At 72.7% G+C, this 26,761-nt stretch carries 25 protein-coding genes; 10 read left to right on the forward strand and 15 right to left on the reverse strand.

Annotation, left to right across the window (positions count from 1 at the left end; translation table 11 throughout):
• A partial coding sequence (locus Dsi01nite_RS36480; protein ID WP_203850930.1) for a WD40 repeat domain-containing protein occupies positions 1-1,693 on the reverse strand: 1,693 nt, incomplete at its 3' end.
• Between the two features lies 1 nt (position 1,694).
• On the reverse strand, positions 1,695-2,258 hold the full coding sequence (locus tag Dsi01nite_RS36485; RefSeq protein ID WP_203850931.1) for a DUF7691 family protein: 564 nt from the start codon (positions 2,256-2,258) through the stop codon (positions 1,695-1,697).
• A gap of 206 nt (positions 2,259-2,464) precedes the next feature.
• Here Dsi01nite_RS36485 and Dsi01nite_RS36490 point away from each other — a divergent pair, with 206 nt between their 5' ends.
• The 3 genes from Dsi01nite_RS36490 (at position 2,465) to Dsi01nite_RS36500 (ending at position 6,182) form a co-directional block, all read left to right on the forward strand.
• Entirely contained in the window at positions 2,465-3,295 is an 831-nt protein-coding gene (locus tag Dsi01nite_RS36490; protein ID WP_203850954.1) for a siderophore-interacting protein, read from the forward strand.
• Entirely contained in the window at positions 3,292-4,080 is a 789-nt protein-coding gene (locus Dsi01nite_RS36495) for a hypothetical protein (protein WP_203850932.1), read from the forward strand. Before Dsi01nite_RS36490 ends, Dsi01nite_RS36495 begins: the two co-directional genes overlap by 4 nt.
• Positions 4,081-5,510: 1,430 nt before the next feature.
• Entirely contained in the window at positions 5,511-6,182 is a 672-nt protein-coding gene (locus Dsi01nite_RS36500; RefSeq protein ID WP_203850933.1) for a hypothetical protein, read from the forward strand.
• 4 nt (positions 6,183-6,186) lie between these two features.
• Here Dsi01nite_RS36500 and Dsi01nite_RS36505 read toward each other — a convergent pair whose 3' ends face one another.
• Positions 6,187-7,305: an epoxide hydrolase family protein gene (locus Dsi01nite_RS36505; RefSeq protein ID WP_203850934.1), complete on the reverse strand. Its 1,119-nt coding sequence runs from the start codon at positions 7,303-7,305 to the stop codon at positions 6,187-6,189.
• A 158-nt stretch (positions 7,306-7,463) separates the two neighbouring features.
• Here Dsi01nite_RS36505 and Dsi01nite_RS36510 point away from each other — a divergent pair, with 158 nt between their 5' ends.
• The 3 genes from Dsi01nite_RS36510 to Dsi01nite_RS36520 are packed head-to-tail and all read left to right on the forward strand — an operon-like array spanning position 7,464 to position 10,816.
• Complete coding sequence (locus Dsi01nite_RS36510) at positions 7,464-8,066, forward strand: winged helix-turn-helix domain-containing protein (protein ID WP_203850935.1); 603 nt, start codon at positions 7,464-7,466, stop codon at positions 8,064-8,066.
• Entirely contained in the window at positions 8,038-9,276 is a 1,239-nt protein-coding gene (locus Dsi01nite_RS36515) for an MFS transporter (RefSeq protein WP_203850936.1), read from the forward strand. Before Dsi01nite_RS36510 ends, Dsi01nite_RS36515 begins: the two co-directional genes overlap by 29 nt.
• 40 nt (positions 9,277-9,316) lie before the next feature.
• Positions 9,317-10,816, forward strand: a complete 1,500-nt coding sequence (locus Dsi01nite_RS36520; RefSeq protein ID WP_203850937.1) for an alkaline phosphatase family protein — start codon at positions 9,317-9,319, stop codon at positions 10,814-10,816.
• Positions 10,817-11,084: 268 nt separating this feature from the next.
• On the opposite strand, the gene Dsi01nite_RS36525 is transcribed toward Dsi01nite_RS36520, so the two are convergent.
• From Dsi01nite_RS36525 to Dsi01nite_RS36535, 3 genes are read right to left on the reverse strand one after another with little or no spacing between them, the layout of a single operon-like run.
• Positions 11,085-11,837 carry an arylamine N-acetyltransferase family protein gene (locus Dsi01nite_RS36525; RefSeq protein WP_203850938.1) on the reverse strand — a complete coding sequence of 251 codons (753 nt, stop codon included), beginning with the start codon at positions 11,835-11,837 and terminating at the stop codon, positions 11,085-11,087.
• 9 nt (positions 11,838-11,846) lie between these two features.
• A complete protein-coding gene (locus tag Dsi01nite_RS36530) occupies positions 11,847-12,818 on the reverse strand; it encodes an ABC-2 membrane transporter-related protein (protein ID WP_203850939.1) in 972 nt (323 codons plus the stop codon).
• Positions 12,815-13,633, reverse strand: coding sequence for an ABC transporter ATP-binding protein (locus tag Dsi01nite_RS36535; RefSeq protein ID WP_203850940.1), 819 nt, complete (start codon positions 13,631-13,633; stop codon positions 12,815-12,817). The genes Dsi01nite_RS36530 and Dsi01nite_RS36535 overlap by 4 nt, the downstream gene beginning before the upstream one ends.
• A 109-nt stretch (positions 13,634-13,742) precedes the next feature.
• Between Dsi01nite_RS36535 and Dsi01nite_RS36540 the strand changes: the two genes are divergently transcribed.
• Both Dsi01nite_RS36540 and Dsi01nite_RS36545 read left to right on the forward strand, forming a co-directional pair.
• A complete protein-coding gene (locus tag Dsi01nite_RS36540; RefSeq protein ID WP_203850941.1) occupies positions 13,743-14,861 on the forward strand; it encodes a sensor histidine kinase in 1,119 nt (372 codons plus the stop codon).
• A 156-nt stretch (positions 14,862-15,017) separates the two neighbouring features.
• The gene (locus tag Dsi01nite_RS36545; protein WP_203850942.1) at positions 15,018-15,671 is read left to right on the forward strand and encodes a response regulator; all 654 of its coding nucleotides are present in this window, start codon (positions 15,018-15,020) and stop codon (positions 15,669-15,671) included.
• Positions 15,672-16,476: 805 nt separating this feature from the next.
• Here the strand turns inward: Dsi01nite_RS36545 and Dsi01nite_RS36550 are convergent.
• A complete protein-coding gene (locus tag Dsi01nite_RS36550) occupies positions 16,477-16,893 on the reverse strand; it encodes a DNA-binding protein (RefSeq protein WP_203850943.1) in 417 nt (138 codons plus the stop codon).
• A 72-nt stretch (positions 16,894-16,965) separates the two neighbouring features.
• Positions 16,966-18,231 carry a sulfite oxidase gene (locus Dsi01nite_RS36555; protein WP_203850944.1) on the reverse strand — a complete coding sequence of 422 codons (1,266 nt, stop codon included), beginning with the start codon at positions 18,229-18,231 and terminating at the stop codon, positions 16,966-16,968.
• A 102-nt stretch (positions 18,232-18,333) separates the two neighbouring features.
• On the opposite strand from Dsi01nite_RS36555, the gene Dsi01nite_RS36560 reads away from it, so the two are divergent.
• On the forward strand, positions 18,334-19,197 hold the full coding sequence (locus Dsi01nite_RS36560; RefSeq protein ID WP_203850945.1) for a DUF6292 family protein: 864 nt from the start codon (positions 18,334-18,336) through the stop codon (positions 19,195-19,197).
• On the opposite strand, the gene Dsi01nite_RS36565 is transcribed toward Dsi01nite_RS36560, so the two are convergent.
• Positions 19,198-20,070: a dioxygenase family protein gene (locus Dsi01nite_RS36565; protein WP_203850946.1), complete on the reverse strand. Its 873-nt coding sequence runs from the start codon at positions 20,068-20,070 to the stop codon at positions 19,198-19,200. It lies immediately after the preceding gene.
• 236 nt (positions 20,071-20,306) lie between these two features.
• On the opposite strand from Dsi01nite_RS36565, the gene Dsi01nite_RS36570 reads away from it, so the two are divergent.
• Positions 20,307-20,585, forward strand: a complete 279-nt coding sequence (locus Dsi01nite_RS36570) for a hypothetical protein (protein ID WP_203850947.1) — start codon at positions 20,307-20,309, stop codon at positions 20,583-20,585.
• A gap of 63 nt (positions 20,586-20,648) precedes the next feature.
• Here the strand turns inward: Dsi01nite_RS36570 and Dsi01nite_RS36575 are convergent, their stop codons facing one another.
• The 6 genes from Dsi01nite_RS36575 to Dsi01nite_RS36600 form a co-directional block, all read right to left on the reverse strand.
• Positions 20,649-21,395 carry an SDR family oxidoreductase gene (locus Dsi01nite_RS36575; protein WP_203850948.1) on the reverse strand — a complete coding sequence of 249 codons (747 nt, stop codon included), beginning with the start codon at positions 21,393-21,395 and terminating at the stop codon, positions 20,649-20,651.
• Positions 21,392-22,273, reverse strand: coding sequence for an SDR family oxidoreductase (locus Dsi01nite_RS36580; protein WP_203850949.1), 882 nt, complete (start codon positions 22,271-22,273; stop codon positions 21,392-21,394). The genes Dsi01nite_RS36575 and Dsi01nite_RS36580 overlap by 4 nt, the downstream gene beginning before the upstream one ends.
• 19 nt (positions 22,274-22,292) lie before the next feature.
• Entirely contained in the window at positions 22,293-23,405 is a 1,113-nt protein-coding gene (locus Dsi01nite_RS36585) for an amidohydrolase family protein (protein WP_203850950.1), read from the reverse strand.
• On the reverse strand, positions 23,402-24,298 hold the full coding sequence (locus Dsi01nite_RS36590; protein WP_203850951.1) for an alpha/beta hydrolase: 897 nt from the start codon (positions 24,296-24,298) through the stop codon (positions 23,402-23,404). Before Dsi01nite_RS36590 ends, Dsi01nite_RS36585 begins: the two co-directional genes overlap by 4 nt.
• Positions 24,295-25,899 (reverse strand): FAD-dependent monooxygenase, encoded by a 1,605-nt coding sequence (locus Dsi01nite_RS36595; protein WP_203850952.1) that lies wholly within the window; start codon positions 25,897-25,899, stop codon positions 24,295-24,297. The genes Dsi01nite_RS36590 and Dsi01nite_RS36595 overlap by 4 nt, the downstream gene beginning before the upstream one ends.
• The coding region (locus Dsi01nite_RS36600) for an NAD(P)H-binding protein (protein WP_203850953.1) at positions 25,896-26,761 on the reverse strand (866 nt) is incomplete at its 5' end. The genes Dsi01nite_RS36600 and Dsi01nite_RS36595, both read right to left, overlap by 4 nt.

Genomic DNA, 26,761 nt, shown 5'->3' on the forward strand with positions numbered 1-26,761 from the left:
GGGGGGGGGGGAGCCGTTCGGCGTCGACGGCGCCGAGCCGCACCGCGGGGCGGGTCAGCGCGTCGAGGACCGACTCGCTGACCACGTCGTGCACGTGTGCGATGCCGTCCCGGTCGGAGAACACGATCCGGCCGCCGTCCGGCGACGCCCACACGCACCGCGACGGGCGGTCGAACAGGTCCGGCAGCTCCCCGGCCGGGTCGAGCGACTCGGCGTCGAAGAGCCTCAGCCGGGTCCGTTGCGCGAACCCGTGCGGCCCGACGGCGAGCACCTGGCCGCGGTCGCGCAGCGCGGTCACGTGGGTGAGGCCCGCGTGCGGGCGGGTCGCCGCCGGCACCAGCCGCCGCCCGTCGATCTCCCAGCGGGTGAGGTGCACCCCGTCGCTGGTGACGAGCTGCTCCGGATCCAGGAACGCGGCCGCGTCGATCGGGCGGGTGTCGTCGGTCCAGGCGACCGCCTGCCGGGTCGGGGCCAGGACCGCGATGCTGCGCGGCCCGGCCACGGCCAGCCTGCCGCTGCGCGGGTCCGCGGCGACCGGCCGGCACCGGGACCAGCGCGGTGGCGGCAGCCGCAGCGCCGGGATCCGTTGCACCGTCAGAGGTCGGCCGGCACCGATGAGCAGCTCGTGCCCGTCGACGGTGGTGACGAACCCGTCGTCGGCCTGGACGGGCCGGCCGTTGCCGGTCCGGTGGTGCGTCGCATCGCGATGCAGCGTCCGGTACCCCTCGGCGGTCAGCTCGTCGAGCCGGTACGTGGAGTTGCGCTCCTCCAGCAGCACCACGTCACCGAGATCCAACAGGGCGCCCTCGTAGAGGATGATCGGCCACTGCGCGAGCTTCCCGCCGTCGGGAAGTGCGTAGCGCCGCACGGGGTCGGCGCGCCACCTGCCGTCGCCGGCGGCGAGCACGATGCTGCGGCCGTCCGGGGCGAAGGCCGCGGCGGTCAGGTGGGACTCGATCGGGATGCGGACCGACGCCGCCCGCAGCTCCAGCTCGGCCTGTTCGATCACGTCCGGGTCGCTGCGGGCCAGCCGTGCGAACAGCGCCCGCGCCGCCGGGCCGTCGGGACGCCAGTCGCCGAACCGGCGCACGGCCGTGACCGCCGCGCGCGCCGGCAGCTCCGTGGTGAGCCGCCACAGGCGGTCCCAGTCGCGGGCCGCGGCGAAATGGCCGGCGAGGAGCTCGGCCTCCTCGATGCCGTCCGTGCCGGTGAGAATCCGGGGAAGGTCGAAGTCCCCGTCGGCGGCGAGCGCGTCACGCAGCATGGCGCGGACCGCGGGGGCGGCGGCCTGATAGCCCTCGGCGAGCAGTGCGGGGTCGCTGTCGTGGACCTTCTCGAACTGTCCGGTGAGCAGCTGGAACACGACCCGTTCGGTGGCGTCGTCCGGGACGATGCCCTGCTCGGCGCAGATCGCCGCCATCCGGGCCCGGCTGGCGGGTCCCACCGTCGGCGACACCGCCAGCTCGCAGACGTCGCGGACGAAGCCGGGCCGCCACCGGCGCAGGGCGTCGAACGCGTCCTGCCGTGGCTCCCGCAGCCACTGGTTCCACACGGCGTCGATCGCCTCGCGGTCCCCGGCGTCGCCGGCGGCGAGCAGCAGCCGCCACGCCCGGCGGGCGAGCACGCTGCCATCCGGTCCGGCCGCCGCCCTCCTGGCGAGCCGGGCAGCCCGCTGGGCGGTCAGCGTCTTCACGTCAGTGGTAGAAGCCGATGATGCCCTGATGTGCGGTGGCGGCGTCGGCGGTCCAGGCGGCGACCGCGCGGACCTCGTCCGTCGTGCCGGACCGCAGCGGTTCGGCGGCGGCGGTGACCTCGTCCGCGGTCCAGTACCCGATGGACGGGAAGTCGTCCGGCGACGGGAAGTCGACCGGTGCGCCGCGGTAGATGAGATCCGACATGCTGATCTGCGCGCCGGTGGCCTTCAGCGCCGGGTCGACGGTGCTGTCCAGGTACGACGACGGGCACGGGTAGAAGTGCCCGTTGTTCAGGGACCGGCCGGAGAACTGGACGATGTACTTGAAGCCGTAGCCGTACAGGTGGCCGGGCAGCGTCTTGTCGCCGCCCATCACGAGATGCTCGATCGCGGTGAAGACCGATGGTGCGCCGCGGTCGTTGGAGCAGTCGAGGTCGTCGTTGAGCCGGGTGATGTCGGTGCGGAACCGGCCGCAGATCACCCGCCGCATCTGGTTGTCGCCGCTGCCACACAGCGCGCTGAGCTTGTCGATGTCGACCCGGTAGGCCATCACGCCGTATCCCATGGACGCACCTTAATACCGGCGTGCCCGCCACGACCTGGGCGATGCGGTGACGACCGAACACGCTTTCTGTGCGCTGCTTTCGGTGTGGGCGGTGCTGCCGGGGACGGGCATGACCCCGGCAGCACCGCTCGTCACAGCTTGACACCAACGGCGGAATGCTGGGGGGCACCTACCTCGGTGATCGTGGCGTATACCGTTGGGGCGTGATGGCAGAGCAACCGGCGCGGCGGGCACCGCAGGCACACACCGGGCGGGTGGTGCGCACCGAGCGGCTCACCCCGAACATGCACCGCGTGGTGCTCGGCGGCGAGGGCCTCGCCAGGTTCGACGCCGGACAGTACACCGATCATTACGTGAAGCTGATGTTCCCGCCCGCCGGGGTCGTCTACCCGCAGCCGTTCGACCTCGCCGCGATCCGGGCCGACCTGCCCCGCGAGCAGTGGCCGGTGACCCGCACGTACACCGTGCGTGACTGGGACCCTTCCACCCGTGAGGTCACCCTGGACTTCGTCATCCACGGCGACACCGGCCTCGCCGCGCAGTGGGCGGTCGCGGCCCGGCCCGGCGACGAGATCGTCTTCGGCGGCCCCGGCGGCAAGTACGCCCCCGACGCGGCCGCCGCCTGGCACCTCCTCGCCGGCGACGAGAGCGCCCTGCCGGCGATCGCCGCCACCCTGGAGCGCATCCCCGAAGGCGCCACCGTCGAGGCGTTCGTCGAGGTCGCCGACGCCCGCGAGGAGCAGAAGATCCCCGGCGTCACCTGGCTGCGCCGCGCCGGCCGGCCCTACGGCGAGGCCCTCGTCGAAGCGGTCGCCGCCGTCACCTGGCACGGCGACGACGTGCACGCCTTCGTCCACGGCGAGGCCGGCTTCGTCAAGGAGCTGCGCCGGCACCTGCGCCTGGACCGCGGCGTCCCCCTCGACCGGCTGTCGATCTCCGGCTACTGGCGCCTCGGCCACGACGAGGACGGCTGGCAGTCCTCCAAGCGCGACTGGAATGCCCAGGTCGAGGCGGAGCAGGAAACCCCTGCTCCGTGACGCTGCTGCTCCTGAAGCTGCTGCTGGCCCCGCTCCTCGTCGTCGGATCGTCCCTCGCGGGCCGCCGCTGGGGCGCACCGGTCGCCGGCACCCTCGTGGCCCTGCCGATCGTCGCCGGCCCGATCCTCCTCGTCACCTGCCTCGAGCAGGGCTCCCACTTCGGCGCCCGCGCCACGTCGTCGGCCCTGCTCGGCCTGGTCTCCCTGGCGGCGTTCACGGTCGTGTTCGCCTGGTGCTCCCGCCGGACCGGCTGGCTCGGCGCGCTGTCCGTGGCGTGGCTCGTGACCCTGGCCCTCGACCTCGGCCTCGCGCGCCTGCACCTTCCCGTGTTCGCCGCGTTCGCCGTGGTGCTGACGACCGCCTGGCTCGCTCTTCGGGCCTTCCCGCCGGTGCCGGCTTCCTCGGTGTCTTCGGCTTCGCCGGTTTGGCTTTGGTGGGACCTGCCCGGCCGGGCCCTGGCCACCGCGGCGCTCGTCGTCACGGTGACCACGGCCGCGGCGACCGTCGGCCCGTCGATGACCGGCGTCCTCGCCCCGTTCCCGATCGCGACGAGCGTCGTGGCCGCGTTCGTCCTCGCCCAACAGGGCACCGACGGTGCCGTGCGCACCCTGCAGGGCGTCCCGCGCGGCCTGCTCGGCTTCGCGGTCTTCTGCCTGCTCGTCGCCGTCCTCGTCGAACGCCTCGGCACCCCGGCCACGTTCACCGTCGCGGTCGCGGTGACCCTGCTCGTCCAGCTCGGCTGGCGCTGGACCCAGGCTCGGCGCCCCGCCCTCGCCGTCGACTGACGCGCTGTCCTGTCGCTGCGTGGTGGTCCGATCGCGGCGGGTCATGGCGCTGGACACGGGAGCGTGCGGCCTCGAGCATTGACGGGGTAGCGCCTACCGGGGGGAGGCGGCACGTGCCCAGACCATATTTCTCTTTGGACGCACCGGATTCCGGGACCGTCACGTCGTTCGACACCATTGATTGGGACGCGCGGCTCGCAGCAGCCCGGGCTGAGCACTGCCGTCGGCGTGAGGAGCGGGTGCGGGTTCGGGCGGAGCTCGCGGAGGCCCGGGTGCACGGCCTGGCCGCCCGCCACGCGACGAAGCTGGCACGGGTGCGGAGCGCCCGGTTGCTGGACGAGCTTGCCGCCGAGCGGGAGCAGACGGTCTCCGCCCTGCCCGGTGCGGTGGTCTCCGCCCCGCCCGGCGCGCCCTGTCGTCCTGCGCCTGTCCGTGCGGCACCCGCGGTTGCGGCTGTTCGATCCGCGTCCGCTCCGCCGGGACCTGTCGTGGCCGGGGCCGACGTGGCCGCTGTCGCGCTGCCCGGGCCCGCTGTCGCGCCGCCCGGGCCCGCTGTCGCGCTGCCCGGGCCCGCTGTCGCGCTGCCCGGGCCCGCTGTCGCGCCGCCCGGGCCCGCTGCGCCCAGCGCCGAAACGACCGGCTGCGCACCGCACGGACGTGCTGCGAGGGGAGCTCGGCATGGCCGGCGGCTCGGTCGGGGAGCGTCGTGTCCGCCGGATCATGTCCGAGCCTGTCCCTTGTGGCCATCGCTGCCGCCTCGGCGAGGTCTGGCAGCCGCCTCGTCACTGCGATTCGACTGCGACACGGCGACCTTCGGCTGCCGGTCCGGCATCGGCGCGGTCGAGCATCCCTTCGATCGCCGTGGTGGTCGCCGTTGTCTCCGGGACGCCGGGTGCGAGCTCCACCAACCGTCCTCGACGAGCAGCCGCCCGACCCTCCAGCGTTCGCCGTGGTGGTCGCCGTTGCCTCCGGGACGTTGGGTGCGACCTCCGCCAACCCGTCCTCGACGAGTAGCCGCCCGACCCCAGCCCGTGCGCCACCGGCAGGACGTCGACGGCGTTGAGCTCACCGACGATGCCCGCCGCCCGACCGGTGCCCGCTTCCTCGGCGGTGGTCAAAGTCTCGGTGGTCGCTGTCCCGGTGGTCGCAGACGGCTCGTCGGCCGGGCCGCTGAGACGTGGGCCGATCGCCGGTGCCGGTGCGTTTGGGGGGCCGAGGTCGGCGGGTGGTTGAAGCTGAGGTCCGGGCCAGTTGTCGGCAGTGTGGGTCGAGTGCTTCGACGTAGGGCGTTGGACGGGTCGTCGCAGTGCGGTGGCGTCGTCAGGGCGCCGGGCGTTGGTACTGTTGCGCGCATCTCTGTGCTTGACGATCCTGAGCTGACCGGGCGTGCCCGCCGGTTCCTGGCTCGGCACGCGACGTGGCAGCCGCACATGGACGCCGCGGCCATCCGGTCGGACGCCGTGCTGCCCTCGGGAGTGCCGGCCACCGCAGAGCTCGCCGACGTCCTGGTGCGGTTCGAGGAGCGGTACGGCGGCCTGTGCTACCCGGGGTTCGGTGGCAACGACATGCACCACGGGCTCCGCGGAGCGCGGTTCGTCGACACGCCGTTGGGGCTCGGGTTCGACGGCATCGTGGACGGTGACTGGACCTGGGGCGTGGAGGTGCTGCTCGACGGCGGCACCGTCATGGACCTGGGTGAATGGCGGTGCCGGCGGATCGACCGGTCGGTCGACCAGCGGATCGAGAAGCACGCGCTGCTCGCGGAGGTGCGTGGCTGGCGGCACCACCAGACGTTCGCCTGCCGCACGCCGCCGGACGTCCTGCCGATGGTCGACGAGCGGTGGCTGCCACCGCCGGTGCCCGAAGCCACCGGCCCGGCGGACCTGTGGTGGGGCGACGAGGATGTCGCGGTCCAGGCGACCCTGTGGAGCTGGCCGCCGGAGGCGGACCGCTGGATCGTGCGGTACTTCGCCCGCGTCTGGGAGAAGGCCGGCGACGCCGACCGGACCGTCTACGCGGCGATGGGTCACGAGACCGTCCCGGCCAGATGGTGCTACCTGTGCGACACCTCGGTTGCGGCAGGCTACAAGTGCATTCAGTAGGCAGTCAGCGCACGGTGCGGAAGAAGGTGCGGACCTCGTCGACGAACAGGTCCGGCACCTCGAGGGCGGCGAAGTGGCCGCCGCGGTCGTACTCGGCCCAGTGGGTGATGGTGTTCAGCGGCTCGGCGAACCGGCGGATCGCGATGTCCTCGGCGAAGTTCGCCACGCCGGTCGGCACCGTGGACGGGGTCGGCCAGTGCTTGGAGTGCATCGACTCGTAGTACATCTGCGCCGATGAGCCGCCGGTGTTCGTCAGCCAGTACAGCGTCGCGTGGGTCAGCACGTGGTCGGCGTCGATCGAGCCGGCCGGCAGGGCCCAGTCGTGGAACTTCTCGCCGATCCAGGCGAGCTGCCCGACGGGGGAGTCGGCGAGGGCGAAGCCCAGCGTGTGCGGGCGGGTCGCCTGGATCTGGAAGTAGCCGTTCCCGTCGTTGAGGTACTGCTGCATCCGGTCGTAGCGGACCTGTTCCGAGTCGGTGAGGACGGTCCCCTCGGGCAGGTCGCCGAAGGGGATGAACCCGACCGAGGCGGCGTTGACGTGCACGCCGACGACGTGGTCGGGGTCGACGCGGCCGAGGTCGGGGGCGATGAAGGCACCGAAGTCGCCGCCCTGCGCGCCGTAGCGGTCGTAGCCGAGGCGGGCCATCAGGGTCGCGTACGCGGTCGCGACGCGCCACGAGTCCCACCCGGCGCCGGCCGGTCCGCTGAACCCGAAGTTCGGGTGGGACGGGATGACCAGGTGGAAGGCGTCGGCCGGGTCGGCGGGGTTCGTGAGTGGCTCGATGACCTGCAGGAACTCGGTGACCGAGCCGGGCCAGCCGTGCGCGAGCAGCAGTGGCAGCGCCCCCTCGTGGGGTGAGCGGACGTGCAGGAAGTGGATGTTCTGATCGTCGATGCGGGTGGTGTACTGCGGGTGCCGGTTGATCCGATCTTCGACGTCCCGCCAGTCGAACGTCGTCGCCCAGCGTTCGACCAGGTCCTTGAGGTGCTCGACCGGCACGCCCCGGCTCCAGCCCGCGCCGGGCACCTGGGCGGGCCAGCGCACGCCGGTGAGGCGGCGGCGCAGATCGTCCAGCTCGGCCTGATCGACGGCGACCCGGAACGGCGTGACGTCGGTGCTCATGACATGGACTCCTCAGCGTCGGCTTCGGGCGTGTGGCCCCCTGCGACGAACGATGCCGGCAGATGCGGACAGGTTCTGGCCGGCAATATCTGAAAGACACTTTTACATCTGCGGTGAACTGTGAGACTCTGAAAGAGTCTTTCAGAAGGGTGGCAGGCGTGGGGCGCGAAACGCGGCGGACGATCACCGAGCCGGAGGCACTGCGGGCCCTGGCCCACCCGGTGCGCTACGAGCTGCTGAACCACCTCATCTCCGGTGGCCCGGCGACCGCCTCGCAGTGCGCGCGAGCGGTCGGCGACACCCCGTCCAACTGCAGCTACCACCTGCGGGCCCTGGCCAAGGCGGGGCTCGTCGCGCCGGACGACTCCACCGACGCGCGGGAGCGGCCGTGGCGGGCCCTCGTGACCGGCTTCGACGTGCCGCCAGACGCCGACCCGGACTCGCCGGCCGGTCAGCAGGCGGCGGTGATCGCGGCCATCGCCGTCCAGCGCGACCAGCGCCTCGTCCGCGAGCGACTGGCCCGCCGCGACCGGTCGCCGGCGCAGTGGCGCGACGCCGAGCAGTACGGCCTGTACACGCTCCGGCTCACCCCCACCGAGCTGCGCACGCTCGGCGATCAGATCGACGCGCTGATCCGCCCGTACATCGCGGCGACCCGTGACGACAGCCCCGACGGTGCCGAGACGGTGCACTTCGGCTTCCACGGTTTCCCGCTGACCGAAGGGACGTCCCATGAAGCAGGGTCCGCTGGCGCATCGTGACTTCCGCCGGCTGTGGCTGGCCGGGTTCATCTCCGACACCGGTGACTGGCTGCTGCTGGTCGCGCTGCCGATCCTCGTGTTCCAGCTGACCGGCTCGCCGCTGCAGACGTCGTTCGCGTTCCTCGTCGAGCTGGCCCCGGCGGTCCTGCTGGGACCGGTCGCCGGGCACCTCGCCGACCGGTGGGACCGTCGCCGGATGCTGGTCGGCATCACGGCCGTCCAGGCGGTCGCGCTGCTGCCGCTGCTGCTCGTGCACGACCGCGGCGACCTGCCCGTGCTGTACGCCGTGATCGCCGTCGAGGCGGCCATGCTCACGCTGTTCGGCCCGGCGAAGAACGCGCTCCTGCCAACCTTGGTCCCGCCGGAGCAACTGGTGGCGGCGAACTCCCTCGTCGGGCTCAACCAGAACCTGGGGCGGCTGGTCGGCGGCGCGCTGGGCGGGCTGCTGCTCACCCTCAGCGGCCTGCCGGTCATCGTGGTGGTCGATCTGGTCACGTTCGCCGTCGCGGCGGTGCTCATCGCCGGCATCGCCCCGGGCGCCAGGGCCGTCACCGAGACCCACCAGGAGCCGGCCGGCGGCGGGATCGCCTTCGGCGGGCGGCGGATCCGGATCGGCCTGGCGATCGCCGCTCTCGCCGGCTGCGCCCAAGGCATCTTCGCCGTGCTGTTCGTGGTGTGGGTGGTCCGCGAGCTCGGCGGCGGCGCCACGGAGACCGGCCTGCTGCGCGGCGTCCAGGCGATCGGCTCGATCGGCCTGGGCCTGCTGCTGGCCACCGCGCGGCGCACCCCGGGGCCGGCCACGCTCGTCGCCGCCGGAGCCGGGGCGTTCGGGCTGCTGTCGTTCGCGGTGTGGAACGGGCCCGCGGTGACCGACGCGCTGCCGGTCTACATCGCCCTGTTCATCCTGGTCGGCGCGCCGGGGATCGCCATGCTCACCGGCCTGATCAGCCTGTTGCAGCAGGAGACGACCGACCAGGTGCGCGGGCGCGTGTTCGGCGTCTTCGGCGCGATCTTCGACGGCAGCAGCGGCGTGGGGATGCTGGCCGCCGGTCTGCTCGCCGACCGGATCGGCATCATGCCCATGCTCGACCTCCAGGCCGCGCTGTACCTGGCCGCCGGCGCGACCGCACTGCTCCTCATCCGACCAAATTGGTCCGGACCTGTTATCCGGAAACCTGCCCGCCGGAGTGATGTCGTTCATCCTCATTGATTTCGATCGTTGCGACGTGACCCCGAGTCGGAGGTACCCGATGCAACGATCGATCCGAAGGACCGTCCTGGCCGGCGCGCTGGCCACCGGCATGGCACTCGCCGGCGCCGTGGCCGTAGCCGTCCCCGCGCATGCCGCCGGGACCAAGAAGCTGCTGGTCGTCGGCATGGACGGGCTCAACTGGGCGGGAGTCGTCGCGGCGAACGCGCCCAACCTCGACGGGCTCGCCGCCACCGGCACACTCGGCGAGAGCCTGGTGTACTGCCCGGGCGTCGCCGCCTCGTCGAGCGGGCCCGGCTGGTCGACGATCGCGACCGGCGTGTTCCCCGACAAGCACGGCGTGAAGGACAACACCTTCGCGGGCAAGCAGTACGCGACGTACCCCGACTTCCTCACCCGCCTCGAGCAGGCGAACCCGGCCTACCGCACCTACTCCGCGGTCGACTGGGCGGTCCTGCACACCCAGGGCACCTTCGGCGCCGCCATCGACACCCGGGTGACCTTCAACGGCGACTCCGAGGGTTACGTCAGCGCCGACGTGAAGATCACGAATGACGCGGTGAACCGGCTCCGCAACGAGAACCCGGACGCCTCCTTCGTGTACCTGGGCAACACCGACGTCGTGGCACACGCCAGCGGCACCGGCACGGCGTACCGGACCGCGATTGAGAAGCAGGACCAGCAGCTGGGTCAGCTGCTCGCCGCGATCTCGGCCCGTCCCACCTATGCCTCCGAGGACTGGCTGATCATCGTGACGACCGACCATGGCCACCTCTCGCCCGGCGGCGGCCACGGCGGCTGCGGCATCGACGAGCGACGCACGTTCGTCCTGGCGAAGGGCGCCGGGGTCGCGGCGGGCGCCCGCCCGGTCGACACCCGGCTCGCCGATGTCGCATCCAGCGCCCTCGCGCACTTCGGCGTCGGCGCGGCCCTGGACGGCAAGCCGATCTCGACCCGCTCCACCGACGCGTTCGACACCCTGGCACCGTCGCTGCAGTCGCGCGTCGACGAGACCGGCATCCCCGCGTCGCTTCAGGGCTGGACGCCGAACGCGCCGGCCGGCTGGTCGGTGGACCGCAGCCGCATGCCGTCGGGCGGCGTCACCGAATGGCGCGGATGGACCTTCGCGACCGACGAGTTCTGGAGCCGGGCGCAGAGCGGCCAGGAGCGGGAGAACGCGATGCGCACCCGCGGCGTGTTCGCGGTCGCGGACTCCGACGAGTTCAACGACAAGTCCGGCGGCACGAGCTTCGACTCGACCCTGCTGTCCCCGTCGTACACCGTGAGCCCCGGCACCACGGTCCGCCTCAACTACGTGACGCACTACCGGCAGGAGGGCGCCCAGAAGGCCGACGTCCTGGTCTCGTTCAACGGCGGCGCCGACGTCCTGGTCAAGCGCTACACCGCGGACGCCCGGGCGAAGGTCGAGTCGCTGACGGTGGCGGTGCCGGCCGGCGCGACCCGGATGGTCGTCAAGTTCCGCTACTACGACGCGAGCAACAACTGGTACTGGGCGATCGACGACCTGCGGGTCGCATAGCCCACCGCGGGGCCCCCGTGACCACCGCGGGGGCCCCGTGACCACCGCGGGGGCCCCGTGACCACCGCGGGGGCCCCGTGACCACCGCGGGGGGCCCGTGACCATCGCGGGGGGCCCAGTGACCATCGCGGGGCCCGTGACCATCGCGGGGCCCCGCGCGCCGGAGTCGGCCGGCCCCGTGACGAACGCAGGGCCCGCGCGCCGGAGCTGGCCTTCGCTGTGCCCCTGCAGATCGACGAACAGCCGCGCGCCGGGATGGCCGCAGGTATCAGCCCGCGATGGCCGCCGGGACGGCGTCGAGGGTGATGCCGAAGGTGTCGCGGTACACCGCCAGGAACTCCGAATCGTCGTCGAGGACGCGTTCGATGCGTTCGGTGCCGACGGTGGTGATCAAGGTCCGGCCGCTGATCGTGGCCCGGCCGGTGCCGGTGAGGATCGAGCAGGTCAGCTTCCTGGTGAAGTTCGACTCCGGTGCGGTGCGGTGCCACCAGGCCAACGGGGTGAAGTCGAACAGTTCGTACGGGCGCTGGTCGAGCAGGTACTCCCAGGTGCCGTCGCCGCGGATGGCGAGGTCGGGGCCCTGGGGGATCACCTCGTAGACGCCGCCCGGGTCGGGTTGCGGGTCGGTGCTGTCCAACCGCAACGGGTAGTGCGCGAACCTGCCGAACCCGACGTCGACGAGGTACGGCGAGTCGAGCTGCACCCGCACCGCCATGTGGTCGAGCGGCACGCCGAACCGCCGGCCCGTCCACACCCGGCAGGAGTGCAGGGTCACCTCGTAGCCGAGGTCGGTGAGCAGCGCGGCGAACGCGCCGTTGAGCTCGTAGCAGAAGCCGCCGCGCCGCCGGTCGACGATCTTCGCGACGAGCGCGGCGGCCCTCAGCACGATCTCCTCGCCCAGTTTGACGCTGAGGTTCTCGAACGGCACCGTGCCCAGGTGCGCGCGTTGCAGCAGGCGCAGTGTGGCGAGGTCGGCGGCGGCAGGCCGAGGCACACCGATGCGCGCGAGGTAGGCGTCCACCCGCCCAGCCTATGCGACCCTGATCCGCCACAGGGCCACGCCGGTCAGCGCCAGGGCCGCGGTGAGGAACAGCAGCGACTCCAGCCATTGGAACCGCCAGTAGCGCCCGCCCGGGTGATAGGCCACGTCGACGTGCAGGTCCAGGGCGGCCACGCACTGCGCCATGACGTCGAACTGGCCGGACAGGCAGCCGTGATAGCGGTCGAGGTCGACGGTCCGGCCGTCGGCGGTCAGCAGCTTGCTGTTCGACACCACCCAGACGTTCGGCGCGCTGAGGCCCTCGACGTCCGCCTTCGCGCCGAGGAAGCTCAGGTTCCGGATCGCCTCCGCGGACATCGCCCGCGAACTGTGCACCGGCGTGCCCAGATGCGGCCGGACGACGATCGGCACGGCGACCTGGATCGCGGCGAACAGCAACGCCGTCACCGCCATCGCGGGCACGGTCCGGCGCAGCACGAGCCCCGCTAAGGCGCCGAGCACGACACCGCAGCAGGTGTACGCGACGGGCACGAGATTGCGGGCACCGAACAGCAGCGCGGTGAACCGGTCCGCCGCAACCGCGTCATACGGGCTGGCAGCCCAGGTCAGCAGCAGGCTGAACAGTCCGGTCAGCGCCGCCGCGGCCGCGGTCACCACGGCCAACCGCACGACCAGCCAGCGGCGCCTGGACACGCTCTGGTTCCACACCAGGCGGTGCGTGCCGGTCTCCAGCTCCCGGGCGACGAGCGGCGCGCCCCAGAACATGCCGAGCAGCGTGGGCGTCACCAGCAGCAGCGCGTCGAGCAGATACAGCTGCCCCTGGAAGCGGGACTGGAACTCCCGCAGCGCGGAGCCGCACGCGTCGCCGCAGGACGCGACGGCGTCGTGATGCCCACCGCGGATCTGCGTGCCGAGCACGACGAGATACACGGCCAGCACGGCAACCGCGACGCCGGTCACCAGCAACTGGGCCCGCAGCTGCCGCCAGGCGAGCCAGGTCATCGCGGGTCCCCCTCGCCGCGCAGGTATGCCAGGACGAGCTCCTCCAGCTGGACCGGTCCGGCGCCGGTCCCGGCCGGCAGCGGTCCCCGCACGATCGCGCCGTGCACGACGTCGGCGCCCGGCGGCGGTGGTGCCGTCGCCCGGTGGTGGGCGTCCAGCAGGGCGGTGACATCGCCGGCCAGGCGGACCCGGCCGCCGGTGAGCACGACCAGGTGATCGCAGACCCGCTCGACGTCCGACAGCAGGTGCGAGGACAGCACGGCGGTCGCGCCGAGCTCGGCCACCGACTCGACCAGCGTGCGCAGGAACCCTTCCCGCGCAAGGGGATCGAGGGCGGCCACCGGCTCGTCGAGGATCAGCAGCTCGGGCCGTTTCGCGGCGGCGACGGTCAGCGCCAGCTGGGCCCGCTGCCCGCCCGAGAGCCGGCCGGCGCGTTGCCGCGGGTCGAGGCCGAGCGCGGCGACCCGGCGGGCCGCGAACGCGGCGTCCCAGGCCGGGTTGAGCCGGGCGCCGAGGCGCAGGTGGTCCGCGACGCTCAGCGCCGCATACACCGGTGTGTCCTGGGCGACGAACCCGACCCGGGCCAGCCGTGTCCCGGGCCGCGCGCCGAGCACCGACACCTTCCCCGACGTCGGGGCGAGCAGGCCGCAGGCGAGCTGCAGCAGCGTCGACTTGCCGGCGCCGTTGGGCCCGACGAGCCCGACAACCCGCCCGGGCGGGATCCGCAAGGTGCAGTCGGCGAGAGCGACCCGCCGTCCGTAGCGTCTGGTGAGGCCCTCGGTGGCGAGGGCCGGGGTGGTGCCGGAAGTGACCATGCGCCCATCGTCGGCGGTGCGTTTCCGGCGCACATCGGTCCGGAGACGGGCCGCCCCGGCCGTACTTTTGACCGGTTCGCGGCCACCACCACGCTCGTACGCTGGTGGCGTGAAACTCGTCGGGAACCTCGGCCTGGCCGTCGCGCTCGCCGTGGTCGTGGCCGGCACGGCGGCGGCGATCGCGGCCAGCTGGGGCGGCGCCTACTTCCTGCCCGGTGCCGCCGCCGGGACCCTGGCCGGCGCGGCCGCCCTGCTGCGGCACCGCGGCCCGGTGCGGGCCGCGGCTGTAGGGCTTGCCGTCGCGGCGGTGGCGGTGGCCGCGGCGCAGGTAGCCGGGCTGCCGGCCGAGCCCGGGCCGGCGACCGCCCTTGCCCTCGCCGTCCTCGTCGGGTCGGTGACGCGGGTCGCGCCGGTCCGCACGGTCGCCACGGTCGCCGCGGCCGGCCTGGCGGTGGTCGCCGTCGGCGCGTCCAGCCACCCGGGCTCGTCCGGGGCGTTCGCCGTCACCGTGTTCGGCGGGCTCGCCTGGGCCGGCGGCGCCCTCACCGGTGGGGCGCTGCGGTTGCTCGACGCGCGTCGGCTCGCCGCGGTGGAGGCGGTCCGCCGCGACGAACGCCTCACCATCGCCCGCGAGCTGCACGACGTCGTCGCCCACCACGTCACCGGCATCGTCGTGCAGGCCCAGGCGGCGCAGCTGGTCGCCTGCGACGACCCGGTGAAGGCGGGGGAGTCGTTCGCCGGGATCGAGGCCGCCGGCGCCGAGGCCCTCGCCGCGGTCCGCCGGGTCGTCGGGCTGCTGCGCGACGACCCGGCCGAGGACCCCGGCAGCTGGGCGGTGGCGGCGGGACCCGAGCGGATCGCCGACCTCGTGCGGCGGTTCGAGCGGGTCGGGCCGGCCGTGCATCTGCAGCTGCCGCCGGAGGAGCGGCACTGGCCCGCGGAGGTGACCGGTGCGGTCCACCGGCTCGTGCAGGAGTCCCTGACCAACGTCGTCCGGCACGCGCCGCATGCCCGCAGTGTCACCGTCGAGTTGTCCGAAGTGGATGGCTCGGTCGAGGTGCTCGTCGCCGACGACGGTGCTGACGGTCCGGAGACCGTCCACAGTGGATACGGGATCGTGGGCATGCGCGAGCGGGTCGAAGCACTCGGCGGCGAGCTGTCGGCAGGGCCTGGTCCGGGCGGCGGCTGGCGGGTGCACGGCACCGTCCCGCTGTCGGGCGTGCGATGACGATCCGGGTGTTGGTTGCTGACGATCAGGCGGTGGTCCGTGGTGGGCTGTGGCTGGTGCTTCTGTCGGGGGTGCGATGAGGGTGCGGGTGTTGGTTGCTGACGATCAGGCGGTGGTCCGTGGTGGGCTGTGGCTGGTGCTTCTGTCGGGAGTGCGATGACGATCCGGGTGTTGATCGCTGACGATCAGGCGATGATCCGTGGCGGGCTGCGGATGATCCTTGAGCACCAGCAGGACATGGCCGTGGTCGCCGAAGCGGCCGACGGGCTCACGGCGATCGACCTTGCCCGCCGGCTGCGGCCCGACGTGTCGCTGGTGGACATCCGCATGCCGGGCGCCGACGGTCTCGAGGTGACGCGGGCGCTGGCCGGCCCCGGTGTCGCCGACCCGCTGCGGGTCGTCGTGGTCACCACGTTCGACCTCGACGAGTATGTCTACGGCGCAATTCGTGGCGGCGCCACCGGCTTCCTGCTCAAGGACGCCGGACCGGCACTGCTCGTCGAGGCGGTCCGGGCCGCGCACGCCGGGGACGCGCTCATCTCGCCGTCGGTGACGGTGCGGCTGCTGCGCTCCATGGCGGTGCCGGCGACGCCGGCGAAGGGCGCGAAACCGTTGACGGACCGGGAGACCGACGTGGTCCGCTCGATCGCCCGAGGGCGCACGAACCTGGAGGTCGCCGCGGAGCTGTTCATCTCGCTGAGCACCGTCAAGAGCCACGTGTCGGGCATCCAGGCCAAGCTCGGCCTGCGCAACCGGGTCGAGATCGCCGCCTGGGCCTGGGAACACGGCGTCGTCACCGGCCCGGGCTGAGGCCGTGACCGCGAACGTTGGCCGGGTCGGACACCCGCCGGTTGGCGTTCGCGGTTCGGGTCGGAAGGGTCGAGGCTGTCGGGACGGCAGATCCTGTTCGGGTGCGCCGGCTCGGTGACGACGAGGGCCGGCGACTCCAGCAGATCGTGCGGCGTGGGACCGGGTCACCGATCCGGTTGCGGCGAGCGATGGTCACCATGGCCTCGGCCAGCGGGAGCGCCGTGTCGGCGATCGCCGCCTCGTGCAAGGTGGCGAGGGACGCGGTGCGTGAGGTGACCCATCGGCGATCGCCGCCTCGTACAAGGTGGTGAGGGACGCGGTGCGTGAGGTGACCCACCGGTTCAACTCGGCCAGCCGGTCGCCCGTGGAGCCTGCGCAAATAGTCGTCGTGGGCAAACCCGGTCGAGGCGCACTTCGGGGCGCTACGAACGTTCGTCGTCGCTGGGTCCAACCGCCCCGACCGCCCAGGCTCTGCGCGACTTTTCTGCGCGTCGGCACGGCCACTCGACCTCGCTGCCGTCCATGACCTGCCGCACGCTGCCGCACGCTGCCGCACGCTGGCGCAACGCCAACGCCAACGCCAACGCCAACGCCAACGCCAACGCCAACGCCCGGCGCCCGATGTCCTGGCCGTGCAACGCCGCGAACGCGCCCGGGTCGACCGCGAACGGCAACGCCGCTGGGGCCAGACCACCGCCAAGGCGGCGGTCTGATCAACCCGACCGGCGTTTCCGGCCACGGCACCAGAGAGGCTGTCCAGCCGGCGGTATCCAGCGGCATCGAGCCGCTCGGGCGGATCCGCCGATCATGTCGCTGGGTCGCTCCGGGCCTCCAGCCGTTCGTAGCGCTGCCGGGCTGCTTGTGGGGTGCCCAGGCCGAGGCTCAGTGCGATGTCCTGCCAGGTCATTTCGCGGGCGCGGGCGGTTCTGAGCAGGTAGAGCTCCGTGGCGTCCACTTCCGCCCGCACCTCGGGGAGCAGGGTCAGCGCTGCGACCAGGTCGGACCTGTCCAGCGGGGGCTCGTCCGGGGCCGGCGGGATCGAGCCGGCGGCCATCGCCGCGGCGACGCGGACCACCTCGTGCGGGGCGGCGACGTCCGCGTGGGTGTGCCGCGAGCGCAGCTCGGGCGATCCGGCGTGGCGCTCGGTGAGGTGGGCCAGCGCGGCATATACCCGCGCCGCGCGCCGCGCCCCAGGGTCGGGGAACGTCAACATTTCCGTCATACCTTCGGAGCATGCCAGTTGAACGATCTGTTTTCAACAGATTGTTCAAGTGGTGAGGACGGAATCTGTGACTCAGGCGACCGTCACCGGGTGGGCGACGACCGCGTCGAAGAGATAGCCGAGGGTGTTGAACGGGGTCACGTCGGGCTGGCTCGCGCCCGTCACGTCGACCGCCCGCGCCCGCAGCGTGTAGGCGCCCGGTCCGGCCGGCCGCCAGCGGTAGCTCCACTGCTGCCAGGCCCCGCCGCGCCGGCCGTTCGGTGTCGCCGGGTGCCAGGAGGTGCCGCCGTCGGTGCTGACCTCGACCCGGCGGATCGGGCCGTTGCCGGACCACGACCGGCCGTGCAGCACCTGGGTCCGGCCGCCGGTGAGGGTGGCCTGCCACGGCAGCTCGAACGCGCTCTTCACCACCTGCCGGCTGAGCAGCTCGCCCTCGGTGGGGTAGCCGGGGCCGAAGCGCCGGTAGAACTGGGTGTTCCACGGCGAGAACAGCGGGGCGGTGGACACCTCGATGCGGCCCAGCCACTTGATCGCGGCGATGCCGATCCAGCCCGGCACCACCACCCGCACCGGGTAGCCGTGGTCGGGCGGGAGCGGTTCGCCGTTCAGCTCGTACGCCAGCAGCACGTCCCGCATCGCCTTGGCTACCGGCAGCGGGCGGCGCACCCGGCCGAGGTTGACCCCGCCGGTGACCCACTCGTCGTCGAGGCCCTCGGGGAGCACGTCGACCGCGTCGGGGCGGATCCCGGCGCGGTGCAGCACGGTGGACAGCCGCACCCCGCGCCAGCGGCCGACGCCGACCGCGCCGAGCTTCCAGGCGGTGCCGCTGACCGTCTGGCCCTGCTGGGTGGTGAAGAAGCTGCGCCCGTTGCCGGTGCACTCGATCGCGGCGTCGTACGTGACGCTCGGCAGCCGGTGCAGGTCCCGCAGCGACAGCTCGACGGGTCCGTGCCGCAGGCCGCTGCCGAACAGCTCCAGGCGCCACGTCGTCGCGTCGATCGTCGGGGTACTGGTGTGGTTGCGCACGAAGAACCGGTCGGTGGGCGTGTAGTACCCCTGTCCGGCCATCGCCTCCCAGCGCGTCTCGGCGTTGGTGCCGAACGTGGAGAACAGCTCCGGCGGCAACGGCTTGCGGATCGGCCCGGTGGGCGCGGGTCCGGCGACGGCAGCAGTGGCCGGAGCGGCGGCGGCACCGACCAGCGGCGCGGCGACGGCGGCGGCCGCGCCGAGGCGCAACAGGTGCCGGCGGGACAGGCCGCGCGCGTCGGCCTCGCCGGCCAGCCACTGGCGCGTGCGTAGCGCGTCGTACTCATGCTCATCGGTGAGGTCGATCGACATACCTATAAACTCTATCGACTTACCATGAAACGGCAAGCGCCGCCGGAACGGCAAGCGCCGCCGGAACGGCAAGCGCGCCATAGGCCGGTAGGATCTGCCGGCGTGTCGACGGTGCGGCGGGCTGAGGCGTTCATCGTCCTCGCGGGCGTCCGTGACGTCGAGGGGTTCGAGCTCGACCTGGCCGCGCGCACCCTGGTCGCCGGTTGGGGCGACGGCGTCCCGCAGCTGCTCGAGGCGACCGCCGGCATCATGGCGCTGCGCGCCGCGGCCGGTGAACCCGACCCGGACCGGTATCCGCAGCTCGGATACCTCCTGGCGGTCGAGCGAGCACTCGGTGAGCGGGGCGTCGCCGTGCTCTGCCGCGAGCTGGACCGGTCGGGGCTCGACCTGCGCGGCCGGCTGGTGATCGACCTGGCCCGGGCGGTCGGCGCGCACCCGGCGACGCCCTGCTTCGCCGTCGAGTGGGGCAGTGACCGCGGCTGGTCGACGGTGATCGAGCCGCCCGGGACCGAGCCCGGCGGCCAGCGGACCTGGCACTGGTTCGACGGGCTGCTGCCAGAGCCGGCAGTGGTCGCCGACCGGGCCGTCCGGCACCTCGACGGTGACCTGACCCTGCCCGGCCGGCGGACCTGGCGATACCACGGCCCGCAACTGCTCGAAGCACTCGCCACGTACCCGGTGCCCGGAACGGCAAAGGGGACGGTGCCGGACGTGCCGACCGTGTGCCGGTCCGATCCAGAGTGGCGGACGGCGGCGTTCCGGCGGCGGCTGCTGTGCTACGAGACGCCGCCGGTGCCCGCCGTCGGTGACGAGGTGCACCTGCCGGGGCGGCCGGGCGACCGGCGGCGGGTCGTCGCGGTGCTGCCCGCCCGCCCCGGCGACGTGGAGCTGTTCCGGGTGCGCCTCGCCGGGCACGACTTCCAGGTCAGCTGGGACGAGGTCTGGCCGTTCCTGGCGACCGGGTAGTCACAGGCGTTGCCAGAGTGCGGGCACGTTCGGCGGTTCCCAGCCGGGCTGTGCGGTGTGTCCCTGCAGGCAGCGGTACGCCACGCCGCCGTAGGTGACCTGCGCGCCGGCCGCGTAGCTCTGCCCGGCCGCCCAGGTCCCGCCCGGCGTGCTCGGGGGTGTCGACGGGGGCGTGGTCGGGGGCGTCGTCGGCGGTGTGGTCGGCGGGACGCCTGGGACGTCGAGCACGACGTCGAACGTCGCCTCGCGGCCGCCGCCGGCGGAGCGGACCGTCATCAGCAGCCGCGGGTCGTAGAGGCTGTCGGTCGAGTTTCGTGGCTCGCCCGGGAAGTACAGCTGCGTGGTGAGGATCGGCCGGCCGGGCGCCTGGACCTTCACGTGCAGGTGGCGGGTCCGTCCCGGGTACAGGCCGGGCACGATCGTGGTGAGGCTGAACGCTCCCTGGCCGTTCGTGTACTGGTGCCCGCGCAGCCGGTACCCCACGTTGTCGTACGCGCCGGCGTTGTCGGCCTGCCAGAAGTCCAGCAGGGCACCGGCGATCGGCTGGCACGACGTACCGAAGACGTAGCCGGACACGGTGAGCCTGGTGCCGGGCAGCCCGGCCGCGATCGCGGTGCGCTGTGGCGAGTTCGGCTTGAAGTAGGGGCCCTCCATCTGCGGCGGGGTCTCGTCGTCGCCGTCGTCGCACATCGGCGTCGGCTCGAGGTCCTCCCCGGCGGCGCCGTCCCGGGCGAGCGCCGGGACACCGGCGAGCAGGATCGGCAGCGGCGCGGCGACGAGCGCGGCGCGCAGCAGCTGCTTGCGGGTGAGGGCGGGTCCACCGGTGCGGGTCTCGTCGGTGGTGTCGTGCGGATCGTTGCGCTGGCCTGTCATTGCCGGCTCCTCGGTTCGCTGGTCGGCCCGGTCGTGCCGGGCCCGACCGACACTAGGAGCGTCATCGGTGTGAGTCGATGGACTTGTCGCCGGAGTCGTGGTGCATTCGGCGGTTCGCGCCGTCCGGTTCGCCCTGATTAGCCCTGCGGCCCCGGAGGGTGACGTGGCCAACCTCGAACCCGCGTGCGTGGGGCTTACGTGGACCCGGGCGGGCGCCAGCCGATACGGTCATACATATGACCACCTACTCGGGACCTGCAACGCTGATCCTCGCCAACGGGGCACGGGTCACCGGCATGGCTTCGCTCGGCACCAACAACCGCGGCAACCTCAACGGCTGGAGCGGCACGTTCCGGCCCAACGAGGTCAACGCGGAGGTCCGCAACGCGACCGACGGGCTGCAGCTGGAGCTGCCGTATGAGCAGATCGGCACGGTCGCCGTCACCAACGTGCGGCGGCTGCTCGCGACCCAGGTGCTGATGTCCCTGGCCGGCAGTGGCCCGGCGCCGTTCTGATCATTTTCGGACAGCCGGCTCGCAAAAATAGCAACCGGCGACCCAAGAGGTAACCAGAAACGGTCAGCCGCCCATCAGGTCGTTGAAGCGCTGCGTCACCCCGACCTCGTCGGGACGCTGCACGTCGCGGCGCAGCGCCGCCCGCTGCACCAGGACCTCGACTTCGTCGGTGGCGAGCACCGCCATGGTCTCCGCCAGGTACTCCTCCAGCGGCATGGCCCTGGGGTCGGTCAGGTTCACGTCCATGAGGGCGGTCTGCGTGTAGGGCGGCGCGATCTCCAAGACCGCCACGCCGGTGTCCCGCAGCCGGTAGCGCAACGCCAGGGTGTAGGAGTGCAGGGCGGCCTTCGTCGCGGAGTACAACGTCGAGGATGCGAGGGGCGCGTAGCCGAGCATCGAGCTGACGTTGATGATCGTGGCGGACGGCAGCGCCCGCAGGTGGGTGATGAATGCCGAGTTCAGCCGGATCGGCCCGAGCAGGTTCGTGGCCACGATCGCGGTCAGCTGGGCGTCGTCGATCGGCTCGGCGGGGTCGTCGCCGAACATGATGCCCGCGTTGTTGACCACGACGTTCAGCGACGGGTGTTCGGCGATCAGCCGGGGCACCGCGGCGGCGATCGAGGCCGGGTCGGACACGTCCAACCGGACACAACGCATGCCCGGGTTGGCCGCGGCGACCTGCTCCAGGGCCTCGAGGCGCCGGCCGGCGACGATGACCGTGTTGCCGCGCCGGTGCAGTTCCTCGGCGAGCCCGCGGCCGATACCGCTGCCGCCGCCGGTGATGAGGACGGTGTTCCCGGTGAGGTTCATGTGACTCCGTTCGCGTGGCGGCGTAGGACGTGGCGGCGCACGTAGGCTTCGAAGGTGGTGGGTGGGCGGCCCAGCAGCCAGGTGAGCACGTTGGGGTTGCCCACGAAGTCATGGCTGCTGTAGCGGGTGGTGATGGACCGCAGCACGCGGATCTGGTGGGTGAACTGCGCCGGGTCGCCGTCACCCACCCATGCCTTGAGGTAGGTGTCGGCGTCGATCTGCCGCACCTCGATCGGCCGCTGCAGCACCCGGGAGATGATGTCGCCGAGTTCGTGCGCGGTGTACCGGCCGGGGCCGACCAGCTCATACGTGGCGCCGTGGTGCCGCTCGCCTTCGGCGAGGACGGTGCGGGCCACGTCGGTGACGTCGTCGAGGTCGACCATGGACTGGCGGCGCTCCAGGGACCAGGACAGCTCGAACACGCCCCGCGCGAAGACCGGCTCGAGCTTCAGCGGCAGCATGTAGTTGGCCGGCTGGAGGATGGTGAACTCCAGGCCGGAGGACAGCAGGTGCTCCTCGACGTCGCGTTTGATCTCGTGCTGGACGAGGTCGGTGGTGATGGCGTGCAGGACCGAGCTGAACACGAAGTGCCGCACGCCCGCGGCGCGGGCCGCGTCGACGACGGCGAACCCCATCTCCCGTTCGCGCGGATGCAGGGTCGGGCCGATGTGGTAGACCTGCTGCGCGTCGCGCATGGCCCGGGCCGCGACCGCGGGGTCGCTGACGTCGCCGACGACCACGTCCGGGACCCCGAGGGCGCGCAGCCGGTCGGCCGAGGCCGCCGACTGCACGCACGCCCGGACCGGCAGCTTCGCCTCGATCAGCTTGGGGATCAGCAGCCGCCCCTGGTTGCCGTTGGCGGCGGTGACCACGATCATGTGGTTGCCTTTCGAAGCGCTAGCGGACGCGGGTGCCGCCGATCCAGACGCCGCGGATGTCGCGGGTCGCGGCGATGTCGACGGTCGGGTCGCCGCCGACGAGGAGCAGGTCGGCGCGGCGGCCGGGGGCGATGACGCCCCGGTCGGACAGGCCGAACGTGCCCGCCGCGGCCGACGTGGCGCCGCGCAGCGCCTCGGCCGGGCTGAGACCGGCTGCCACGAGCCGGTGCAGTTCCTCGTGGATCGACTCGCCGTAGGGCACCTGGGCGGGTGTCTTGACGTTGTCGTTGCTGTCGGTGCCGACGAGGACCGTCATGCCCGCCTTGCGGAAGGTCGCCACGGTGGCGGTGGCATGGTCGTACCGCATCCGCATCCCGGGAATCACGGTCCCCAGCACCCGCATGATCAGCTTGCCGCCGATGTTGCGCACGACACCGTCCATCATGGTCAGCGTCGGCACGATCACCACCTGCCGCCGGGCCAGCAGCGCCTCGAACTCGGCGTCCAGCTCGCTGGTCAGTGCCGTGTGGGTGACGATGTCCGCCCCGGCCCGGATGGCGACGGTGAGCGTGTCGGCGCTGACCACGTGCGCGATCGTCAGCAGCCCGGCGGTGTGCGCCGCCTCGACGACCGCGGTCACGGTTTCCGGGCTCAGCGCCTTCGTGCCGGGGATCTTCGGATCCTCGACGGCGATCTTGATGTAGTCGGAGCCCTCAGCGACCCGGTCCGCGACGAACCGGGTCGCGTCCTGCGGCCCCGTCACGGTGCTGGACGGCCCGAAGCCCATGTGCTTGACGAAGTGCGAGCCGGGCGCGTTGGCGAGGTTGCCGGCGATGCGGACGTCGGGCAGGCCCGGCAGGCCCTTGAGCTTGCCGGGGATGCCGGCGTCCCAGCAGCCCATGTCGAGCATCGTGGTGACCCCCCACCGGGCCGCGACCCGCAGGTGCGCGACCTCGGTGACGTGGACGTGCGTGTCGATGAGCCCGGGCAGCAGCGCGGCGCCGTGGCAGTCGACCCGCTCGGCGTGTTTCGTGGCTGCGGTGATCAACCCGCCGTCGACGCCGACCGTCGTCGGGTCGCCGAGCTTCACCCCGTCGAACACCCGCACGTTCGTGAGCGCGACCGCGCTCACGAAGGAGCCTTCGCCACGCTGACCTCCAGGGCGAACGCCAGCTGGCTCAGCTGCAGGGCCGCGCCCGCGTTGTGGAAGTCGACGCAGTGCCCGGCGTTGAGCACCAGGCGCCCGTCGACGACCGGCGCCGCGGTGAACGAGGCGGCGTAGTCGGCGGCCTGGCCGGCGTCGGTGATCCACAGCGCGTCGAACTCGCCCTGCCGGGCGTGCACCGGCACCTTGACCTGGGCGTTGACGTCGCGCACCCGGCTGATCCAGCCGTTGTTGATGTCGATCAGCTCGGCCCGCGGCACCGACGTGTCGGAGCTGTGGCTCAGGTCCGGCATCGTCGTGGCGTGCGTCCAGGCCGGGCCGAACATGACGCTGTCCTTCATCGGCCCCGGCAGGTCGATCATCAGGATGTCGGGCAGCGCGTCGAACGCCAGCCGCGGCCCGTCCGGCACCTGCAGCAGGCAACCGGACACGGCGATGCCCAGCAGCGGCCACGCGGGCTCCCGGGCGGCGATCGCGGTGGTGACGGCGCCGCCGATCGAGTGGCCGATGAGGAACACCCCGGCGTGGCCGGCGCCGTGCTCCCGCCACAGCTCGCCGATGACCTGGTCGAGGGCCTCCGCGTTGGCCAGGATGATCGACTCGCCGGGCTCGACGTGGGTGCTGCCCAGGTAACCGGGCCGGTCGATCGCGATGACGGGGACGCCGAGCGCGGCGGCGCGGTCCAGCAGCGAGTGGCCGGGGATGTCGAAGTACTCGGAGGTGTACGTGCCGCCGTGGATCGCGATGACCAGCGGGATCTGCGCCGTTTCGGCGGCGTCGTGCTGCGGGGTGTTACGCCGGCCGGTGACGGTGAGGCCGTTGGCGCTGGTGTGGGTGAAGGGAGTGGCGGTGGGTGTCATGGCTGCTGTCTCCATTCTCCGCGGATCGCGTGGTCGAGGATCCGCGCGGCCTCGGCGTCCGGGACCGGACCGCCGATCCATGCGATGTGCTGGTCGGGGCGCACCAGCACGAGCCGGTCGCTGAAGAACGCGTCGAGTCCGAGCGAGGGGTCGTCGAGCACGGCCAGGGGTATGCCGTGCCGCTCGGCGTGACGCGCGAACGCGGCGGCGTGCCAGCTCGGGCCGATGAGCGTGAACTCGGGCCCGAGCCGGTCGAACAGTGACTGCCCGGTGGGCAGCCAGGTGTGCGGGAGCCGGTTGCCGGCGGCGGCGACCGGGACGTAGTCCGACCCGTTGGTGGTCTGGACCTCCGCGTACTCGGAGTAGCCCAGGCCGAACACCAGGCCGTCGCTGTGGAACTCGATCCGCTTGGCCTCCTGGATGACGGCCGCGGCCTCGTCGGTGGCGGCCGCTGTCGCGGCGGTCAGTCCGGCCGCGGCCGCCAGCACCGCCGGCCCGGTCCGCCCGTTCTCCGCGGCGGCGGCGACGAACCGCTGTGCGATCGGGCGCCGTTCGGCCTCGTAGCTGTCCAGCAGGTCGGGCGGGGCCCAGCCGTTGACGACGGCGGCGAGCTTCCAGCCGAGGTTGATCGCGTCACCGATGCCGGTGTTGTACCCGTGACCGCCCCACGGCGGGTTCTGGTGCGCCGCGTCGCCGGCGATGAACAGCCGGCCGTTGCGGAACCGGTCGGCGATCAGGGTCCGGGCCCGCCACGGGTCGGTCGCGATCACCGTGATCGGCAGCTCGCGGCCGAGCAGTCGGTGCACCAGCGCGGTCGCGTCGACGTCGCCGTCGTCGTCCTGCTCGTCGGGCCGGTAGGTGGCGATGGCCCACCAGGTGCCGGACAGGTTCAGGCGACCCACGAGCCCGGGTGCGGCGGGGTTGAGCACCCAGTACTGGACCGCGTTGCCGTGCGGGATCAGGTCCCCGAGCTCGGCGGACTCGAAGGTGATGCTGATGTTGGGGCGGGGGAGGCTGGATCCCTCGTACACCGCGCCCATCGCGGTCCGCACCGCGCTGCGCGGACCGTCGGCGCCGACGACGTAGTCCGCCTCCACGGTCGACGTGGCGCCGTGCTCGTCCTCGAGGGTGACGACGACGGTGCTTTCCCGCTCGTCGAACGCGACCGCCCGCCTGCCCAGCAGCAGCGTCGCGTTGCTCTCCGGACGGTTGAGGGCGTCGCGCATCGCCTGCTCGACGATTGGCTGCGCGACCTGCTGGCCCGGTTCGGCCGTCACGTCGCTGCCGGCCAGGGCGAGGCCGAGGGTGCCGGTCAGCCGGGTCACCTCACGGCCGGTGACCGTCGTGCAGAACACGATGTCCTTGGACCAGTCGATGTGCAGCGGGGCGCGTTCGCGGATGGTGGCGGCGAGGCCCCAGCGCCGGAACAGCTCCATGGTGCGCGGGGACGTGGTCTTCGCGCGGGGGCGCAGGTAGGACACGTGCTCGCGCGGCTCCACCACGACGGAGGCGATGCCGTGGTGGTCCAGCTCCATGGCCGCGGCCAGGCCGACGGGGCCGCCGCCGACGACCAGCACGCTGGTCCTGATCGTCGTGCTCATGCCGTCGTCAATACTTCGTGGAGGTACTCCTCCACCGCGCGCGGGGGGCGGCCCAGCACGTGCTCGACGTCCGGGGTCACGAACTCGGACTGGCGGTCGCGGAACAACTGGTACATCTCCTGGAAGTGCTCGGCCTCCCACCGTGGCATGCCACGGTGCAGCAGCGAGTCGCGGACGTCGGCGGGGGTGATGTCGACGGTCTCGGCGCCGAGGACGCCGGCGATCTCGCGGTACGTGACGGCGCGGGCGCCGGTGAGCACCACGGTCTGCCCCGTCCAGCGGTCCTCGGTGAGCAGCACCGCGCAGGCGTCGCCGATGTCGCGGGCGTCGATGAGGCTGATGCCGGCGTCGCCGATCGCGTTGGGGATGCGACCGGTCGCGCGCAGGGCGGGCAGCATGATGGTGCCGATCAGGGTCTGCATGAAGGCGTTGGGCCGCACGATCGTGAACGGCTGCCCGCTGTTGATCAGCACCTGCTCGACTTCCCAGTGCTGGCGGCAGGTGTACGGGCCGTCGGGGTTGATCGCGGTGCTGGTGCCGGAGAGCTTGACGAACCGTGCTGGCAGCCGGCGCAGCGCCCGGATGATGCGCAGCTGCAGGTCGCTCATGGCGTGGTCGTGGGCGGTGAGCAGGAAGACGGTGTCGACGCCGGTGGCGGCGGCCACGACGGTGTCGTCGTCCCCGGGGTCGCCCTCGACGACCTGGCAGCCGGGCGGCAGGACGTGCGCCGCCCGGCCGGCGTCGCGGGTCAGGACCCGCACCAGGTCGTCGCCGCGCCGCAGCAGTGCCCGCGCGACGTGCGGGCCGACGTTGCCGGTGGCGCCGATGAGCAGGACGGCCATCAGTCGAACACCGTGACCGT

It is taken from the genome of Dactylosporangium siamense (assembly GCF_016862795.1).
Classification (GTDB): domain Bacteria; phylum Actinomycetota; class Actinomycetes; order Mycobacteriales; family Micromonosporaceae; genus Dactylosporangium; species Dactylosporangium siamense.

Excerpts from the sequence above, each read along its gene's own strand:
- Dsi01nite_RS36530 (WP_203850939.1), bottom strand. The coding sequence starts at position 12,818 with ATGACCTGGCTCGCCTGGCGGCAGCTGCGGGCCCAGTTGCTGGTGACC.
- Dsi01nite_RS36550 (WP_203850943.1), bottom strand. The coding sequence starts at position 16,893 with ATGACGGAAATGTTGACGTTCCCCGACCCTGGGGCGCGGCGCGCGGCG.
- Dsi01nite_RS36595 (WP_203850952.1), bottom strand. The coding sequence starts at position 25,899 with ATGAGCACGACGATCAGGACCAGCGTGCTGGTCGTCGGCGGCGGCCCC.
- Dsi01nite_RS36505 (WP_203850934.1), bottom strand. The coding sequence starts at position 7,305 with ATGAGCACCGACGTCACGCCGTTCCGGGTCGCCGTCGATCAGGCCGAG.
- Dsi01nite_RS36565 (WP_203850946.1), bottom strand. The coding sequence starts at position 20,070 with ATGACAGGCCAGCGCAACGATCCGCACGACACCACCGACGAGACCCGC.
- Dsi01nite_RS36535 (WP_203850940.1), bottom strand. The coding sequence starts at position 13,633 with ATGGTCACTTCCGGCACCACCCCGGCCCTCGCCACCGAGGGCCTCACC.
- Dsi01nite_RS36500 (WP_203850933.1), top strand. The coding sequence starts at position 5,511 with ATGGACGCCGCGGCCATCCGGTCGGACGCCGTGCTGCCCTCGGGAGTG.
- Dsi01nite_RS36490 (WP_203850954.1), top strand. The coding sequence starts at position 2,465 with ATGGCAGAGCAACCGGCGCGGCGGGCACCGCAGGCACACACCGGGCGG.
- Dsi01nite_RS36570 (WP_203850947.1), top strand. The coding sequence starts at position 20,307 with ATGACCACCTACTCGGGACCTGCAACGCTGATCCTCGCCAACGGGGCA.
- Dsi01nite_RS36485 (WP_203850931.1), bottom strand. The coding sequence starts at position 2,258 with ATGGGATACGGCGTGATGGCCTACCGGGTCGACATCGACAAGCTCAGC.
- Dsi01nite_RS36590 (WP_203850951.1), bottom strand. The coding sequence starts at position 24,298 with ATGACACCCACCGCCACTCCCTTCACCCACACCAGCGCCAACGGCCTC.
- Dsi01nite_RS36555 (WP_203850944.1), bottom strand. The coding sequence starts at position 18,231 with ATGTCGATCGACCTCACCGATGAGCATGAGTACGACGCGCTACGCACG.
- Dsi01nite_RS36520 (WP_203850937.1), top strand. The coding sequence starts at position 9,317 with ATGCAACGATCGATCCGAAGGACCGTCCTGGCCGGCGCGCTGGCCACC.
- Dsi01nite_RS36545 (WP_203850942.1), top strand. The coding sequence starts at position 15,018 with ATGACGATCCGGGTGTTGATCGCTGACGATCAGGCGATGATCCGTGGC.
- Dsi01nite_RS36580 (WP_203850949.1), bottom strand. The coding sequence starts at position 22,273 with ATGATCGTGGTCACCGCCGCCAACGGCAACCAGGGGCGGCTGCTGATC.
- Dsi01nite_RS36515 (WP_203850936.1), top strand. The coding sequence starts at position 8,038 with ATGAAGCAGGGTCCGCTGGCGCATCGTGACTTCCGCCGGCTGTGGCTG.
- Dsi01nite_RS36575 (WP_203850948.1), bottom strand. The coding sequence starts at position 21,395 with ATGAACCTCACCGGGAACACCGTCCTCATCACCGGCGGCGGCAGCGGT.